General features: G+C 62.7%; 13 protein-coding genes. 10 read left to right on the top strand and 3 right to left on the bottom strand.

Features of this window, described 5'->3' with window-relative positions; translation table 11 throughout:
- Positions 1-60: 60 nt before the first annotated feature.
- Positions 61-576 (bottom strand): outer membrane protein assembly factor BamE, encoded by a 516-nt coding sequence (locus ABWY06_RS20760; protein ID WP_353927483.1) that lies wholly within the window; start codon positions 574-576, stop codon positions 61-63.
- 99 nt (positions 577-675) lie between these two features.
- Between ABWY06_RS20760 and fur the strand changes: the two genes are divergently transcribed.
- On the top strand, positions 676-1,080 hold the full coding sequence (fur, locus tag ABWY06_RS20755) for a ferric iron uptake transcriptional regulator (protein WP_353927482.1): 405 nt from the start codon (positions 676-678) through the stop codon (positions 1,078-1,080).
- A gap of 173 nt (positions 1,081-1,253) precedes the next feature.
- Here the strand turns inward: fur and recN are convergent, their stop codons facing one another.
- Positions 1,254-2,927, bottom strand: coding sequence for a DNA repair protein RecN (gene recN, locus ABWY06_RS20750; RefSeq protein WP_353927481.1), 1,674 nt, complete (start codon positions 2,925-2,927; stop codon positions 1,254-1,256).
- Positions 2,928-3,125: 198 nt separating this feature from the next.
- Here recN and grpE point away from each other — a divergent pair, with 198 nt between their 5' ends.
- The 8 genes from grpE to ABWY06_RS20710 all read left to right on the top strand — a co-directional run bounded on the left by grpE (position 3,126) and on the right by ABWY06_RS20710 (position 13,778).
- Entirely contained in the window at positions 3,126-3,695 is a 570-nt protein-coding gene (gene grpE / locus ABWY06_RS20745) for a nucleotide exchange factor GrpE (protein WP_353927480.1), read from the top strand.
- A gap of 99 nt (positions 3,696-3,794) precedes the next feature.
- Positions 3,795-5,708: a molecular chaperone DnaK gene (dnaK, locus tag ABWY06_RS20740; RefSeq protein WP_353927479.1), complete on the top strand. Its 1,914-nt coding sequence runs from the start codon at positions 3,795-3,797 to the stop codon at positions 5,706-5,708.
- A 122-nt stretch (positions 5,709-5,830) separates the two neighbouring features.
- Positions 5,831-6,955, top strand: coding sequence for a molecular chaperone DnaJ (dnaJ, locus tag ABWY06_RS20735; RefSeq protein WP_353927478.1), 1,125 nt, complete (start codon positions 5,831-5,833; stop codon positions 6,953-6,955).
- A 226-nt stretch (positions 6,956-7,181) separates the two neighbouring features.
- Complete coding sequence (gene dapB / locus ABWY06_RS20730; RefSeq protein ID WP_353927477.1) at positions 7,182-7,982, top strand: 4-hydroxy-tetrahydrodipicolinate reductase; 801 nt, start codon at positions 7,182-7,184, stop codon at positions 7,980-7,982.
- A gap of 354 nt (positions 7,983-8,336) precedes the next feature.
- Positions 8,337-9,485: a glutamine-hydrolyzing carbamoyl-phosphate synthase small subunit gene (carA, locus tag ABWY06_RS20725; protein WP_353927476.1), complete on the top strand. Its 1,149-nt coding sequence runs from the start codon at positions 8,337-8,339 to the stop codon at positions 9,483-9,485.
- 171 nt (positions 9,486-9,656) lie between these two features.
- Positions 9,657-12,878, top strand: coding sequence for a carbamoyl-phosphate synthase large subunit (gene carB, locus ABWY06_RS20720; protein ID WP_353927475.1), 3,222 nt, complete (start codon positions 9,657-9,659; stop codon positions 12,876-12,878).
- Positions 12,875-13,351, top strand: a complete 477-nt coding sequence (gene greA / locus ABWY06_RS20715) for a transcription elongation factor GreA (RefSeq protein WP_353927474.1) — start codon at positions 12,875-12,877, stop codon at positions 13,349-13,351. Before carB ends, greA begins: the two co-directional genes overlap by 4 nt.
- On the top strand, positions 13,323-13,778 hold the full coding sequence (locus tag ABWY06_RS20710; protein ID WP_502948234.1) for a DUF4149 domain-containing protein: 456 nt from the start codon (positions 13,323-13,325) through the stop codon (positions 13,776-13,778). Before greA ends, ABWY06_RS20710 begins: the two co-directional genes overlap by 29 nt.
- Positions 13,779-13,813: 35 nt before the next feature.
- Here the strand turns inward: ABWY06_RS20710 and yhbY are convergent, their stop codons facing one another.
- Positions 13,814-14,122, bottom strand: coding sequence for a ribosome assembly RNA-binding protein YhbY (gene yhbY, locus ABWY06_RS20705; RefSeq protein ID WP_353927472.1), 309 nt, complete (start codon positions 14,120-14,122; stop codon positions 13,814-13,816).
- Between the two features lie 104 nt (positions 14,123-14,226).
- Here yhbY and rlmE point away from each other — a divergent pair, with 104 nt between their 5' ends.
- The gene (gene rlmE / locus ABWY06_RS20700) at positions 14,227-14,856 is read left to right on the top strand and encodes a 23S rRNA (uridine(2552)-2'-O)-methyltransferase RlmE (RefSeq protein WP_353927471.1); all 630 of its coding nucleotides are present in this window, start codon (positions 14,227-14,229) and stop codon (positions 14,854-14,856) included.
- Positions 14,857-15,017: the final 161 nt, after the last annotated feature.

The following is a 15,017-nucleotide window of genomic DNA, read 5'->3' as shown; positions in this document are numbered from 1 at the left end:
GCGGCGGATCCCGACGCAGAAAAAAGCCCGGCGATGCCGGGCTTTTTCTTGAGTGCTGGTTTACTGCGGCGTGGTGTCCAGGGGCTCGGGCGTCGGTACCGGTGCAGTCTCGGCGTTGTCCACTTCGTCCTGGATTTTTTCCAGCAACGAGCCGGGGGCGGGTTTTTCTTCCGTCTGTGGCTGCGGGGTGCTTTGCGCAGGGCTGCTGCCATCCTCGCCGAGAATCGCTTCGTCGCGGCTCACGCCGGGCATAAAGTCGCCTGTCAGCCCGATCAGTTGGTCATTGCTGCCGAACATCAGGCTGACACGCTCCTGTTGGCGCTCCACGCCGCCGGGTTGAATGCTGTACAGGTAGTCCCAGCGGTTGGCATGGAAGGTGTCGGTGATCAGCGGGTTGCCCATGATAAACCGCACTTGGCGGCGGGTCATTCCAGGACGCAACTGGTCTATCATGTCCTGCGTCACGACATTGCCCTGCTGGATGTCGATTTTGTAAACCCCGGGGAACGAACAACCGGCGAGTGCGAGCAGTCCCGCGAACGTGAGGCTGGTCAGCAATAGCTTGGAGTTTTGCATCGGTGGGTGACTTCCACTATCTTGGCTGGGCAAAGTGACCTCCGATCATACCCGCATTACAGGGAGCTGCGAAGCAGCATCCGCAGAGAAAAGCCGACCATGGTTGAAAATAGCGAATTACGCAAAGCTGGCCTGAAAGTGACCTTGCCGCGGGTGAAGATCCTGCAGATGCTCGATTCCGCCGAGCAGCGTCACATGAGCGCCGAGGATGTCTACAAGGCACTGATGGAGGCGGGCGAAGATGTTGGACTGGCCACGGTCTATCGGGTACTGACCCAGTTCGAGGCGGCCGGGTTGGTGGTGCGGCACAATTTCGACGGCGGTCATGCGGTGTTCGAGCTGGCCGATGGCGGCCACCACGACCATATGGTCTGTGTCGACACGGGTGACGTGATCGAGTTTTTCGATACCGAAATCGAGAAGCGTCAGAAGGAAATCGTTCTGGAGCATGGCTTCGAGCTGGTCGACCATAACCTGGTTCTGTACGTGCGCAAGAAACGCTGAGCTTTGGGGTCGCCTGCGAGACGGCAGGCATCAGGCAAAAAAGCGACCCTAGGGTCGCTTTTTTATGGGTGGCCATTTCCCGAGGGTATCGCTTCAGCATGGGTATCGCTGCGCTCAACCCATCCTACGGCTCTAGGCGGCCCCACCTAGGCGGCCCCACCTATCCTACGGCTTCAAGCCTGGGCGGCGCTGACCATCTGCCGGGCGTGGGCCAGGGATTCTTCGGTCAGGTCCAATCCGCCCAGCATACGGGCGATCTCCTCCACCCGCTGCGGGCCATCCAGGCTGGTCACCGCGGTGCGAGTGGCATCGCCCCCACGGGCCTTGTGTACAAACAGGTGCTGGTGGCCCTGGGCGGCGACTTGCGGCAGGTGGGTGACGGTCAATACCTGGCCACGGTCGCCCAAGCGACGAAGCAATTGCCCGACCACCTCGGCAGTCGGGCCGCCAATGCCCACGTCGACTTCGTCGAACACCAGGGTCGGCACGCGGGAGGTCTGTGCCGTGATGACCTGGATCGCCAGGCTAATACGCGACAGTTCGCCGCCGGAGGCGACCTTCGCCAGGGCCTTCAGGGGTTGGCCGGGGTTGGCGCTGACCAGGAACTCCACATGCTCGAGGCCCTGGGGGTGGGGTTCGGCGCTGTTGGCGCCGCGCAGTTCGATGGTGAAGCGGCCGCCGGGCATCCCCAGGCGCTGAATCTCGCCTTCCACCGCTTCGGCCAGCCGGCCGGCCGCACCCTGACGCAACTGGCTCAATTCGCCGGCCTTGTCCTGGTAATGGCGGGCGTAGGCCGCCAATTCTTCGCCCAGGCGTTCGGCGGCCTGGTCGTCGGCGTTCAGGCTTTCCAGTTCCTCGAACAGTTGCTGCTGCAGCGCGCCCAGCTCCGTGGGTTGGATGCGGTGCTTGCGCGCCAGGGTGTAGATGGCGTCCAGGCGCTCCTCGAGGGCCTGTTGGCGCGCCGGGTCGGCATCGAAATGGTCGAGGAAGCGGTTCAGTTCGCCGACCGCTTCCTCGACCTGGATCTGGGCACTGCCCAGCAGGTTGACCGCTTCGGCCAGCGGCCCCTGGCTGCTGTTGAACGGCGCCAGCCGTTGCAGGCTGGAGGTCAGGGCCGAGAGCACGTTGCCACCGTCGTGCTCGCTGCATTGCTCCAGCACCAGGCGGCAGGCGGCCAGCAGGCTTTCGGCGTTGGACAGGGCCTTGTGGTCCTGTTCCAGTTGCGCCAGCTCGTGTTCGCCGAGCGCCAGGTTGTCCAGTTCTTCGAGCTGGTAACTGAGCAGTTGGTGGCGCGCGCGCTGTTCATCGCCAGCGCTGGACAGCCGCTCCAGCTCGTGACGTGCCTGGCGCCAGCGCTGGGCAGCCAGTTGCACCTGGCGCGCCAGGTCCTGGCTGCCGGCGTACTCGTCGAGCAGGCGGCGGTGGGTGTCGGCCTTGAGCAGCGACTGGTGTTCATGCTGGCTGTGAATGTCGATCAGCAGCTCGCCCAGGGCCTTGAGGTCGCCTTGGGGGCAGGTCGAGCCGTTGATATAGCCGCGCGAACGCCCTTCCGCGGTGATCACTCGGCGCAGGATGCAGGGACCTTCGCTGTCCAGGTCGCGCTCGGCCAGCCAGGCGCGGGCCTCGGGGATGTCGCTGAGGTCGAAGCTGGCGAGAATGTCCGCCTTGTCGGCGCCCGGGCGCACCACGCCACTGTCGGCGCGATCGCCCAAGGTCAGGCCCAGCGCGTCGAGCATGATGGATTTGCCGGCACCGGTTTCTCCGGTGATGACGCTCATGCCGCGCTCGAGTTCGAGGTCGAGGTGTTCGACGATGGCGTAGTTGTGTACGGACAGATGCACCAGCATGGCGGCCGCTCCGGGGTGGATGTCTGGTTATTTATACAGTGTTTTATTTCGGGCTGACAATGCTCCGTCTGTCGATTGGTTCCGGCTTTTTGTCGGTCGAGTGTCCGTGCGCGGCCTTGAAGCCTGGGAATCCGGCCCCATATAGGCGACACCCGCGCAAATTTAAGCTGCGCAGTCGAATTTGAGAGGAGAGCCCTAATGGCTGACGAACAGATCCACGATACCCCTTTGCCGGACGTCCTTGACGACACCGAGATGGGCTCGGGCGACGACGTGGATGCGCGCATCCAGGTGTTGGAAGAGGAGCTGGCTGCGGCTCAGGACCAGGCCCTGCGGGTAGCGGCTGATTTGCAGAACGTGCGCCGCCGCGCCGAACAGGATGTGGAAAAAGCCCACAAGTTCGCCCTGGAAAAGTTCGCCAACGACCTGCTGCCGGTGGTCGACAGCCTCGAGCGTGGCCTGGAGCTGTCCGATGCCAGCAGTGAGGCCCTGCGGCCCATGCGCGAGGGGATGGAGCTGACGCTGAAGATCTTTCACGACACCCTCAAGCGTTATCAGTTGGTGGCCATCGACCAGGAAGGGGTGCCCTTCAATCCGGAGCACCACCAGGCCATGGCGATGCAGGAAAGCACCCATGTCGAGCCCAATAGTGTGCTCAAGGTGTTCCAGAAAGGTTACTTGCTGAGCGGCCGCCTGATGCGCCCGGCCATGGTCGTGGTGAGCAAGGCGCCGGCCGAAACGCCGCCGTCCATCGACGAGCAGGCTTGAAATACGGCCAAGTGCCCCCATCTGTTACACCAAGCGATTTCGTACTACCGCGGGCGGTAAAACCGGATCGTGGCCAACTCAAAATTTCGGGAGAGTAAAATGGGCAGAATTATCGGCATCGACCTGGGGACCACCAACTCCTGCGTCGCCATCATGGAAAACGGCAAGGCCAAGGTCATCGAGAACGCCGAGGGTGCGCGCACCACGCCGTCGATCATCGCCTACACCAACGATGGCGAGATCCTGGTCGGCCAGTCCGCCAAGCGTCAGGCGGTCACCAACCCGCACAACACCATTTATGCGGTCAAGCGCCTGATCGGTCGTCGTTTCGAAGAAGAGGTCGTGCAGAAAGACATCCAGATGGTGCCGTACAAGATCGCCAAGGCCGACAACGGTGACGCCTGGGTGGAAGTGCGCGGGCAGAAACTGGCGGCGCAGCAGATCTCCGCTGAAGTCCTGAAAAAAATGAAGAAAACCGCCGAAGACTACCTCGGCGAGCCGGTGACCGAAGCGGTGATCACCGTCCCGGCCTACTTCAACGACAGCCAGCGTCAGGCCACCAAGGATGCCGGTCGTATCGCCGGTCTGGAAGTCAAGCGCATCATCAACGAGCCCACTGCGGCCGCGCTGGCCTATGGCATGGACAAGGCCAAGGGCGACCACACCGTGATCGTCTATGACCTGGGTGGCGGTACCTTCGATATCTCGGTGATCGAGATCGCCGAAGTCGACGGCGAGCACCAATTCGAAGTGTTGGCCACCAACGGCGACACCTTCCTCGGGGGTGAGGACTTCGACATCCGCCTGATCGACTACCTGGTCGACGAATTCAAGAAAGAAAGCGGGATGAACCTCAAGGGTGACCCGCTGGCCATGCAGCGCCTGAAAGAAGCGGCGGAAAAAGCCAAGATCGAGCTGTCCTCGAGCCAGCAGACCGACGTCAACCTGCCGTATATCACGGCCGATGCCACCGGTCCGAAGCACCTCAATGTGAAGATTTCCCGCGCCAAGCTCGAAGCCCTGGTCGAAGACCTGGTGCAGCGCACCATCGAGCCGTGCCGTATCGCTCTGAAAGATGCCGGTATCGACGTCGGTGCCATCCATGATGTGATCCTGGTCGGTGGCCAGACCCGCATGCCGCTGGTGCAGAAGCTGGTCACCGAGTTCTTCGGCAAGGAAGCACGTAAGGACGTCAACCCGGACGAAGCCGTTGCCCTGGGCGCCGCGATCCAAGGCGCGGTATTGGCCGGCGACGTCAAGGACGTGCTGCTGCTGGACGTCAGCCCGCTGACCCTGGGTATCGAAACCATGGGTGGCGTGATGACCGCGTTGATCGAGAAGAACACCACCATTCCGACCAAGAAGTCCCAAGTGTTCTCCACCGCCGACGACAACCAGGGCGCGGTGACCATCCACGTGCTGCAGGGCGAGCGCAAGCAAGCTGGGCAGAACAAGTCGTTGGGCAAGTTCGACCTGGCCGATATTCCGCCGGCCCCGCGTGGCGTGCCGCAGATCGAAGTGACCTTCGATATCGATGCCAACGGCATCCTGCACGTCGGTGCGAAGGACAAGGCCACCGGCAAACAGCAGTCCATCGTGATCAAGGCCAACTCGGGTCTGAGCGAAGACGAAATCCAGCAGATGATTCGCGATGCCGAGGCCAACGCCGAGGAAGATCGCAAGTTCGAAGAGCTGGCGGCGGCGCGCAACCAGGGGGATGCCCTGGTTCACGCCACCCGCAAGATGATCACTGAGGCGGGCGACAAGGCCACTGCGGACGAGAAGACCGCGGTCGAGAAAGCGCTGGGCGAACTGGAGCTGGCGGTGCGCGGCGACGACAAGGCGGCGATCGAAGCCAAGATGAGCGCTTTGTCCGAAGTTACCGCTCCGTTGGCGCAGAAAATGTACGCTGAGCAACCGCAAGCCGGCGAGCCGGCCCCGGGCGGCGGCGACGCCAAGGGTGGCGACGACGTGGTGGACGCTGAGTTCGAAGAGGTCAAGGAGAACAAGTAAGCGCGGTTTGCTGCTGTTCTAGCCGGTCGCGGCCCTCGCCCGACCGGTATGATTCGCTGCGCGGGAGCTTGCTCCCGCGTTGGCGTGTCTGGGGAAGACGATTTTGAGAGTGCAGAAGACTTATGGCTAAACGTGACTATTACGAAGTGCTGGGTGTGGAGCGTGGCGCCAGCGAGGCTGAGCTGAAAAAGGCTTACCGGCGCCTGGCCATGAAACACCACCCGGACCGCAACCCCGACGATAAAGTGTCGGAAGAGAAGTTCAAGGAGGCCAACGAGGCCTACGAAGTGCTGTCTGACGCCAGCAAGCGCGCGGCGTTCGACCAGTACGGCCACGCCGGGGTCGACCCCAGCGCAGGTGCGGGTGGCCCGGGCTTCGGTGGTGCCAATTTCTCGGACATCTTCGGCGACGTCTTCAGCGACTTCTTCGGCGGTGCCCGGGGTGGCGCACGTGGCGGTGCCCAGCGTGGCAGCGACCTGCGCTACACCCTGGAGCTGGACCTCGAAGAAGCGGTGCGCGGCACCACGGTCACCATTCGCGTGCCGACATTGGTCAACTGCAAGCCCTGCGAGGGGTCAGGTGCCAAGAAAGGCACTGCGCCCGTCACCTGCACCACCTGTGGCGGTGTCGGTCAGGTGCGCATGCAGCAAGGCTTTTTCTCGGTGCAGCAGACCTGCCCGCGCTGCCACGGCAGCGGCAAGATGATCGCCGACCCCTGCACCTCGTGCCAGGGTCAGGGGCGCGTGGAAGAGCACAAGACGCTGTCGGTCAAGGTGCCGCCAGGGGTCGATACCGGCGATCGCATTCGCCTCTCGGGCGAGGGCGAGGCCGGTGCCATGGGTGGGCCTGCAGGCGACCTGTACGTAGTGGTGAACGTGCGCGAGCATGCGATCTTCCAGCGCGACGGCAAGCACCTGTACTGTGAGGTGCCGATCAGCTTCGCCGACGCGGCCCTGGGCGGTGAGCTGGAGGTGCCGACGCTGGACGGTCGGGTCAAGCTGAAGATCCCGGATGGCACCCAGACCGGCAAGCTGTTCCGTCTGCGTGGCAAGGGTGTGGCGCCAGTGCGTGGCGGCGGTGCGGGTGACCTGATGTGCCGGGTGGCGGTGGAAACGCCGGTCAACCTGGATCGCCGTCAGCGCGAGCTGCTCGAGGAGTTCCGCAAGTCGTTGGCCGGTGATACGTCCCATTCGCCCAAGGCGACTGGGTGGTTCGATGGGGTCAAGCGCTTCTTCGGCGACGCCTAGGATCTACTGCGCTTGGTGATGCGGCGTTGGAAGCAGGCAAAAAAATGCTCATTGACTGCAGTCAACTGCGCTTTTTTCGCCTGCTTCCGCCTTGCCTGACCTGCGCTCGTGACGATCCTCGTTCCGGTTCCGAGTGTGTTCGGTTTGCTCGGTTTGTTCGGGTTTGGATAATCCGCTGCAGGCGGCGCAGGGCGTTGCTTGCAGCTCGCTGCGTGGAGCTGATGGTATGCAACGAATAGCCGTAGTGGGCGCCGCTGGGCGCATGGGCAAGGCCCTGGTCGAGGCGGTGCAACAATCGGGGGCGCGCCTGGGGGCGGCGGTCGCGCGGCCTGGCAGCAGCCTGCTGGGTGCGGATGTCGGTGAGCTGGTGGCCCTGGGCAAACTGGGGGTGCCATTGTCCGCTGACTTGGCGGCGGTGCTGGACGACTTCGATGTGTTGATCGACTTTACCCACCCTTCGGTGACCTTGCAGAACCTGGCGCTCTGTCGCCAGGCAGGCAAGGCCATGATCATCGGTACCACCGGCTTCAGCGCGGCCGAGAAGCAGCTGCTGGTCGAGGCCGGGCGGGAGATCCCCATCGTCTTCGCCGCCAACTTCAGCGTCGGCGTCAACCTTTGCTTGAAGCTGCTGGACACCGCGGCGCGGGTGCTGGGTGACGAGGTGGATATCGAGATCATCGAGGCCCATCACCGGCACAAGGTCGATGCGCCGTCGGGTACTGCGCTGCGCATGGGTGAAGTGGTGGCCCAGGCGTTGGGGCGTGACCTGGCCGAAGTGGCGGTCTATGGCCGTGAAGGCCAGACCGGCGCCCGCGAGCGGCGGACCATCGGCTTTGCCACCGTGCGGGCCGGCGATGTGGTGGGCGATCATACGGTGCTGTTCGCCGCCGAAGGCGAGCGAGTGGAGATCACCCATAAGGCTTCCAGTCGCATGACCTTCGCCAAGGGCGCGGTGCGGGCGGCGGTGTGGCTGCAAGGCCGTCCGGCGAACCTGTACGACATGCAGGACGTGCTGGAGCTGCGCTGACACCGTTAGCCCCTCACCCCAACCCTCTCCCGGCGGGAGAGGGGGTGGACGTGCGGGTGCCAGTGGGTTTTCGTCGGGCCGGTGTGATCGGTGCGCTGAAGATGGCACGGTGCGTTTCCCTCTCCCTGGGGAGAGGGCAGGGTGAGGGGTTCGTCGCCTGGCCATTAACGCGGCAGCAATGGCGGGTAGACCAAAAAGGGCTTTTTCTGTAAGCTACAGCTTTAGTGTGTCCACTAAAAGCGCGCGGGAACTTGAAAAAGTGATTCGAAAAAAAGCGGGGTGACGTGTCCATACGTCATCCCGCTTTTTTACAACCCGCGTATGCCCTGTCAGGCTTGATTTATCGGAGGTCTCTTGACTAAGCCAGCCCTTAAGCCCGCCATTTTGGCCCTTGCTGATGGCAGCATTTTTCGCGGCGAAGCCATTGGAGCCGACGGTCAGACCGTTGGCGAGGTGGTGTTCAACACCGCCATGACCGGCTATCAGGAAATCCTTACCGATCCTTCCTATGCCCAACAGGTCGTTACCCTGACCTACCCGCATATCGGCAATACCGGCACCACGCCTGAAGATGCCGAGTCTTCCCGTGTCTGGGCCGCCGGCCTGGTAATCCGCGATCTGCCGCTGGTGGCCAGTAATTGGCGCAGCACCCAGTCGTTGGGCGACTACCTGGTGGCCAACCAGGTAGTGGCCATCGCGGGCATCGACACCCGCCGGCTGACCCGTATCCTGCGTGAAAAGGGCGCGCAGAACGGCTGCATCATGGCCGGCGAGGGCGCTTCGGAAGAAGCGGCACTGGCCGCCGCACGCGGCTTCGCCGGTATCAAGGGCATGGACCTGGCCAAGGAGGTCAGCACCGCCAAGGCTTATGAATGGCGCGCCAGCGTGTGGAACCTGGAGAGCGACAGCCATCCGCAGATCGACGCCAGCGAACTGCCCTACCATGTGGTGGCTTACGACTACGGCGTGAAGACCAACATCCTGCGCATGCTGGTGGAGCGCGGTTGCCGCCTGACGGTGGTGCCGGCTCAGACTTCGGCCGAGGCCGTGCTGGCACTCAACCCCGATGGCGTGTTCCTGTCCAACGGCCCGGGCGATCCCGAGCCTTGCGATTACGCGATCCAGGCGATCAAGGACGTGCTGGAAACCGAGATCCCGGTCTTCGGCATCTGCTTGGGGCACCAGTTGCTGGCCCTGGCGTCCGGCGCCAAGACCCTGAAGATGGTCAACGGTCACCACGGCGCCAATCACCCGGTGCAGGACCTGAAGACCGGGGTGGTGATGATCACCAGCCAGAACCACGGCTTTTCGGTGGACGAGGCGAGCCTGCCCGGCAACCTGCGCGCCACCCACAAGTCGCTGTTCGACGGCACCCTGCAGGGCATTGAACGCACCGACAAGGTGGCGTTCAGCTTCCAGGGGCACCCGGAAGCCAGCCCCGGTCCGGCCGATGTGGCGCCCCTGTTCGATCGCTTTATCGACGCGATGGCCCAGCGCAAATAATCAGGTCGTTTGGGAAAGCGTCGCGCGCGGCGCTTGGGCAACTGCCCGGCACGCCACGACGAGACAGTAGACAGCGGTACGGCGATCAACCCGCCCCGCGCATGCCCGCCCCGGTGATGCGCGCCGGCCAGAACGATTCGCCGACTGACCCAAGGATTCGAGAGTAGACCCATGCCAAAACGTACCGACATCAAAAGCATCCTTATCCTCGGCGCCGGCCCCATCGTCATCGGCCAGGCCTGCGAGTTCGACTATTCGGGCGCCCAGGCCTGCAAGGCCCTGCGTGAGGAGGGTTACCGGGTCATCCTGGTGAACTCCAATCCGGCGACCATCATGACCGACCCGGACATGGCCGATGCCACCTATATCGAACCGATCAAGTGGTCGACGGTGGCCAAGATCATCGAGAAGGAACGTCCGGACGCCCTCTTGCCGACCATGGGTGGGCAGACCGCGCTGAACTGCGCCCTGGACCTGGAGCGGCACGGCATCCTGGAAAAATTCGGGGTCGAGATGATCGGCGCCAACGCCGACACCATCGACAAGGCCGAAGATCGCTCGCGCTTCGACAAGGCGATGAAGGACATTGGCCTGGCCTGTCCGGTGTCGGGCATCGCCCACAGCATGGAAGAAGCCTACGGCGTGCTGGAGAAGGTCGGCTTTCCCTGCATTATCCGTCCCTCTTTCACCATGGGCGGCACGGGTGGCGGTATCGCCTACAACCGTGAAGAGTTCGAGGAAATATGCGCCCGCGGCTTGGACCTTTCGCCGACCAGCGAGCTGCTGATCGACGAATCGCTGATCGGCTGGAAAGAGTACGAGATGGAGGTGGTGCGCGACAAAAACGATAACTGCATTATCGTGTGCGCCATCGAGAACTTCGACCCGATGGGCGTGCACACCGGCGACTCGATCACCGTGGCCCCGGCGCAGACCCTGACCGACAAGGAATACCAGATCCTGCGCAACGCCTCGTTGGCGGTACTGCGTGAAATCGGCGTGGAAACCGGTGGCTCCAACGTGCAGTTCGGTATCTGCCCGGAAACTGGCCGCATGGTGGTGATCGAGATGAACCCGCGGGTCTCGCGCTCCTCGGCGCTGGCGTCCAAGGCCACCGGCTTCCCGATTGCCAAGATCGCCGCCAAACTGGCCGTGGGCTACACCCTCGACGAGCTGCAGAACGACATCACCGGTGGGCGTACCCCGGCGTCGTTCGAGCCGGCCATCGATTACGTGGTGACCAAGCTGCCACGGTTCGCCTTCGAGAAATTCCCCAAGGCCGATGCCCGCCTGACCACCCAGATGAAGTCGGTGGGCGAGGTCATGGCCATCGGTCGGACCTTCCAGGAGTCGGTGCAGAAAGCCCTGCGCGGTCTGGAAGTCGGGGTCAATGGTTTCGATCCCAAGGTCGATCCGAGCAACCCGGAAGCGGCCAGCATCCTGAAGCGCGAGCTGACGGTGCCGGGTGCCGAGCGCATCTGGTACGTGGCCGATGCCTTCCGTTTTGGCATGAGCGTGAACGATGTCTACGCCCTGACCAAGATCGATCACTGGTTCCTGGTGCAGATCGAGGACCTGATCAAGGACGAGGAGCGGGTCAAGACCCTGGGTCTGGCCTCGATCGACCGCGACGCCATGTACGGCCTCAAGCGCAAGGGCTTTTCCGATGCGCGCCTGGCCAAGCTGCTCGGTGTCACCGAGAAGAACCTGCGCCGTCATCGCCACAAGCTGGAGGTCTACCCGGTCTACAAGCGCGTCGATACCTGCGCCGCCGAGTTCGCCACCGATACCGCCTATCTCTACTCGACCTATGAGGAAGAGTGCGAGGCGCGGCCGTCCGGGCGTGACAAGATCATGATCCTCGGTGGTGGGCCGAACCGCATCGGCCAGGGCATCGAGTTCGACTACTGCTGCGTGCACGCGGCCCTGGCGCTGCGCGAAGACGGTTACGAGACCATCATGGTCAACTGCAACCCGGAGACCGTCTCCACCGACTACGACACCTCCGATCGCCTGTATTTCGAGCCGGTGACCCTGGAAGACGTGCTGGAAATCGTCCGCGTCGAGCAGCCCAAGGGTGTGATCGTCCAGTACGGTGGGCAGACTCCGTTGAAGCTGGCGCGCGCCTTGGAAGAAGCCGGTGTGCCGATCATCGGTACCTCGCCCGATGCCATCGACCGCGCGGAAGACCGCGAGCGCTTCCAGCAGATGGTCGAGCGCCTCAACCTGCGCCAGCCGCCGAACGCCACGGTACGCAGCGAAGAGGAAGCCATTCGCGGCGCCAACAAGATCGGTTATCCGCTGGTGGTGCGTCCTTCCTATGTGCTGGGCGGTCGGGCGATGGAAATCGTCTACGAGGAGGAAGAGCTCAAGCGCTACCTGCGTGAAGCAGTACAGGTGTCCAACGACAGCCCGGTGCTGCTGGACTACTTCCTCAACTGCGCCATCGAGGTGGATGTCGATGCGGTCTGCGACGGCACCGATGTGGTGATCGGCGCGATCATGCAGCATATCGAGCAGGCGGGCGTGCACTCCGGTGACTCGGCCTGTTCGCTGCCGCCCTATTCGTTGCCCGCCCATGTGCAGGACGAGATGCGCGAGCAGGTCAAGAAGATGGCGCTGGAACTCGGCGTGGTCGGCCTGATGAACGTGCAACTGGCCCTGCAGGGCGAGGACATCTACGTCATCGAGGTCAACCCGCGTGCCTCGCGGACCGTGCCGTTCGTGTCCAAGTGCATCGGTATCTCCCTGGCGATGATCGCGGCCCGGGTCATGGCCGGCAAGACGCTGAAGGAAATCGGTTTTACCCAGGAAATCATCCCGAACTTCTACAGCGTCAAGGAAGCGGTGTTCCCCTTCGCCAAGTTCCCGGGCGTCGACCCCATCCTTGGCCCGGAAATGAAATCGACCGGCGAAGTGATGGGGGTGGGCGACAGTTTTGGCGAGGCCTTCGCCAAGGCACAGCTGGGCGCCAGTGAAATCCTGCCCAACAGCGGTTGCGCCTTTATCAGTGTGCGCGACGACGACAAGCCGCTGGTGGCCGAGTTGGCGCGCGACCTGATCAGCTTGGGCTTCGAAGTGGTCGCCACCTCGGGGACCGCCAAGATGATCGAGGCCGCCGGCTTGCCGGTGCGTCGCGTGAACAAGGTGACCGAAGGACGTCCGCACGTCGTCGACATGATCAAGAATGACGAAGTGACGCTGATCATCAACACCACCGAAGGGCGTCAGTCGATCGCTGACTCCTATTCCATTCGTCGCAATGCCCTGCAACACCGGATCTGCTGCACCACCACCCTGGCGGCGGGCGCGGCGATCTGTGAAGCGCTGAAGTTCGGTCCCGAGAAGACCGTGCGTCGCTTGCAGGATCTTCACGCAGGAATCAAGGCATGACCAAATACCCCATGACCGTTCAGGGCGCGCGCGCCCTGGAAGAGGAGTTGCACCACCTGACCAAGGTGATCCGTCCCAAGCTGAGCCAGGACATCGGCACGGCGCGGGAGCTGGGCGACCTCAAGGAGAACGCCGAGTACCATGCCGCCCGTGAGCAGCAGGGCATGGTCGAGGCGCGCATTCGTGATATCGAGGGGCGTTTGCAGAACGCCCAGGTCATCGACGTGGCGGCGATCACGCCAACCGGCAAGGTGATCTTTGGCACCACGGTGGAGATCGCCAATGTCGAGACCGATGAGCGTGTGGTCTACCAGATCGTCGGCGAGGACGAAGCCGATTTCAAGGTGCGCAAGATTTCCGTGGGTTCCCCCATCGCCCGTGGCCTGATTGGCAAGGAAGAAGGGGACGTGGTGGTGATCAAGACGCCCAGCGGCTTGGTGGAGTATGAAATTGTCGAAGTCCGTCATCTCTAGCCGGCCAACGTTTACCGTCGCCTGTTGGCAGCTGGCGCAGACCTGCTGGGTCGGCGGCCTGGCGCTGCTGCACTTCGCGGTATTGCCGGCGCTGGGCAAGATTGGCCTGGCGTCGTTGTTGGTCGAAGACCTGAGTGCCCACCTTAAGCCCTTGATGGTCCTGGGGGCCGTGGCGGGTGTACTGGTGCAGGCGTTGCTGCTGGTGCAGGTCACGGGCCTGTCGGCGTTGTGGCGGGACAGGCGCGGGCAGGCGTTGCTGGCGGCGCTGGCGATCGCTGCGGCGTACTTTGGCGTGCATCGGTGGGCCCCGGACGCTGCCTGGTGGCTGCAGTTCGGTTATCTGCTACTGCTGTTTTGTGGGCTGTTGCTGGTCGTCCAGCCGGCTCCGCAGAGGGACGGCAGCCAGGAGCGGTTGGCACGGCACTGAGTCGGCTGGGCCGGCTCAGTCACCGAGCGTCCCCTTTAGGCGTGACGGCTGACGTTGGACAGCAGCTTGTTGGCCTTGGGGTTCTTGCGGTAAATCAAGGCCATCTTGCCAATGACCTGGACCAGCTCGCTTTTGCTGCCTTTGCAAATGGCGGCAATCGCGGCCAGGCGCTCTTCGCGCTCGGTGATGCGCAGCTGGATCTTGATCAGTTCGTGATCACTCAGCGCGCGCTCCAGCTCCGCTGTCACACCTTCGGTCAAACCATTGTCAGCCACGATCACAACCGGCTTAAGATGATGGCCGATGGATTTGTACTGTTTCTTCTGCTCCTGAGTGAGCGGCATAATCTGACCCCTACGTCTGAATCTTGTAAAAAGCGGCGGCCAGTTTACCCGAGCCACTCCGGGCCCGCCCGTTTAATCACTACCCGTTACTTTTGAGGTGCCGCGTGGCCCGTTCCAAAACTAGCCAGAACTGGCTGAGAGAACATTTCAACGACCCGTACGTGAAGATGGCGCAGAAGGACGGTTACCGTTCCCGTGCCAGCTACAAGCTGCTGGAGATCCAGGAAAAAGACCGCATCCTGCGTCCGGGTAATACCGTGATCGACCTGGGCGCTGCTCCAGGTGGCTGGTCCCAGGTCACCAGCCGGGTGCTGGGCGACAAGGGGCGCCTAATCGCCTCCGACATCCTGGAGATGGACAGCATCCCGGACGTGACCTTTATCCTGGGTGACTTCACCGAGCCCCAGGTGCTGACGCAGATTCTCGAGGCGGTCGGTAATCAACCGGTGGACCTTGTGATTTCCGATATGGCCCCCAATATGAGTGGTACGCCTGAGGTGGACATGCCAAAAGCCATGTTTCTATGTGAGCTGGCTCTTGATCTGGCGGCTCGGATACTCAAGCCGGGTGGTAATTTCGTGATCAAGGTGTTTCAGGGCGAAGGGTTTGATGCTTACGTGAAGGACGCTCGTCGGAAATTCGACAAGGTCCAGATGATCAAGCCGGACTCTTCCCGTGGCAGTTCCCGCGAGCAATACATGCTGGCTTGGGGCTACCGCGGCCGTAGTGAGTAAAACGAGGTTTTTTTGCGGGTCGATAGGATTTTCGTATTTCGCCCCGTGAGCATTAGCGAATATTGTGTAGAAAGTGTTTCACAAAGGGTTACAGACGGCGCCTGCCAGAGCCGTAGGTAATGTAGTAAGTTAGGCCGGTGAATATCATGCGAAGCGCGCGC

Source organism: Pseudomonas sp., from assembly GCF_040514055.1.
Lineage (GTDB): Bacteria > Pseudomonadota > Gammaproteobacteria > Pseudomonadales > Pseudomonadaceae > Aquipseudomonas.
The sequence above is the reverse complement of the archived record's forward strand: the minus strand, read 5'-3'. Positions and strand labels throughout refer to the sequence as shown.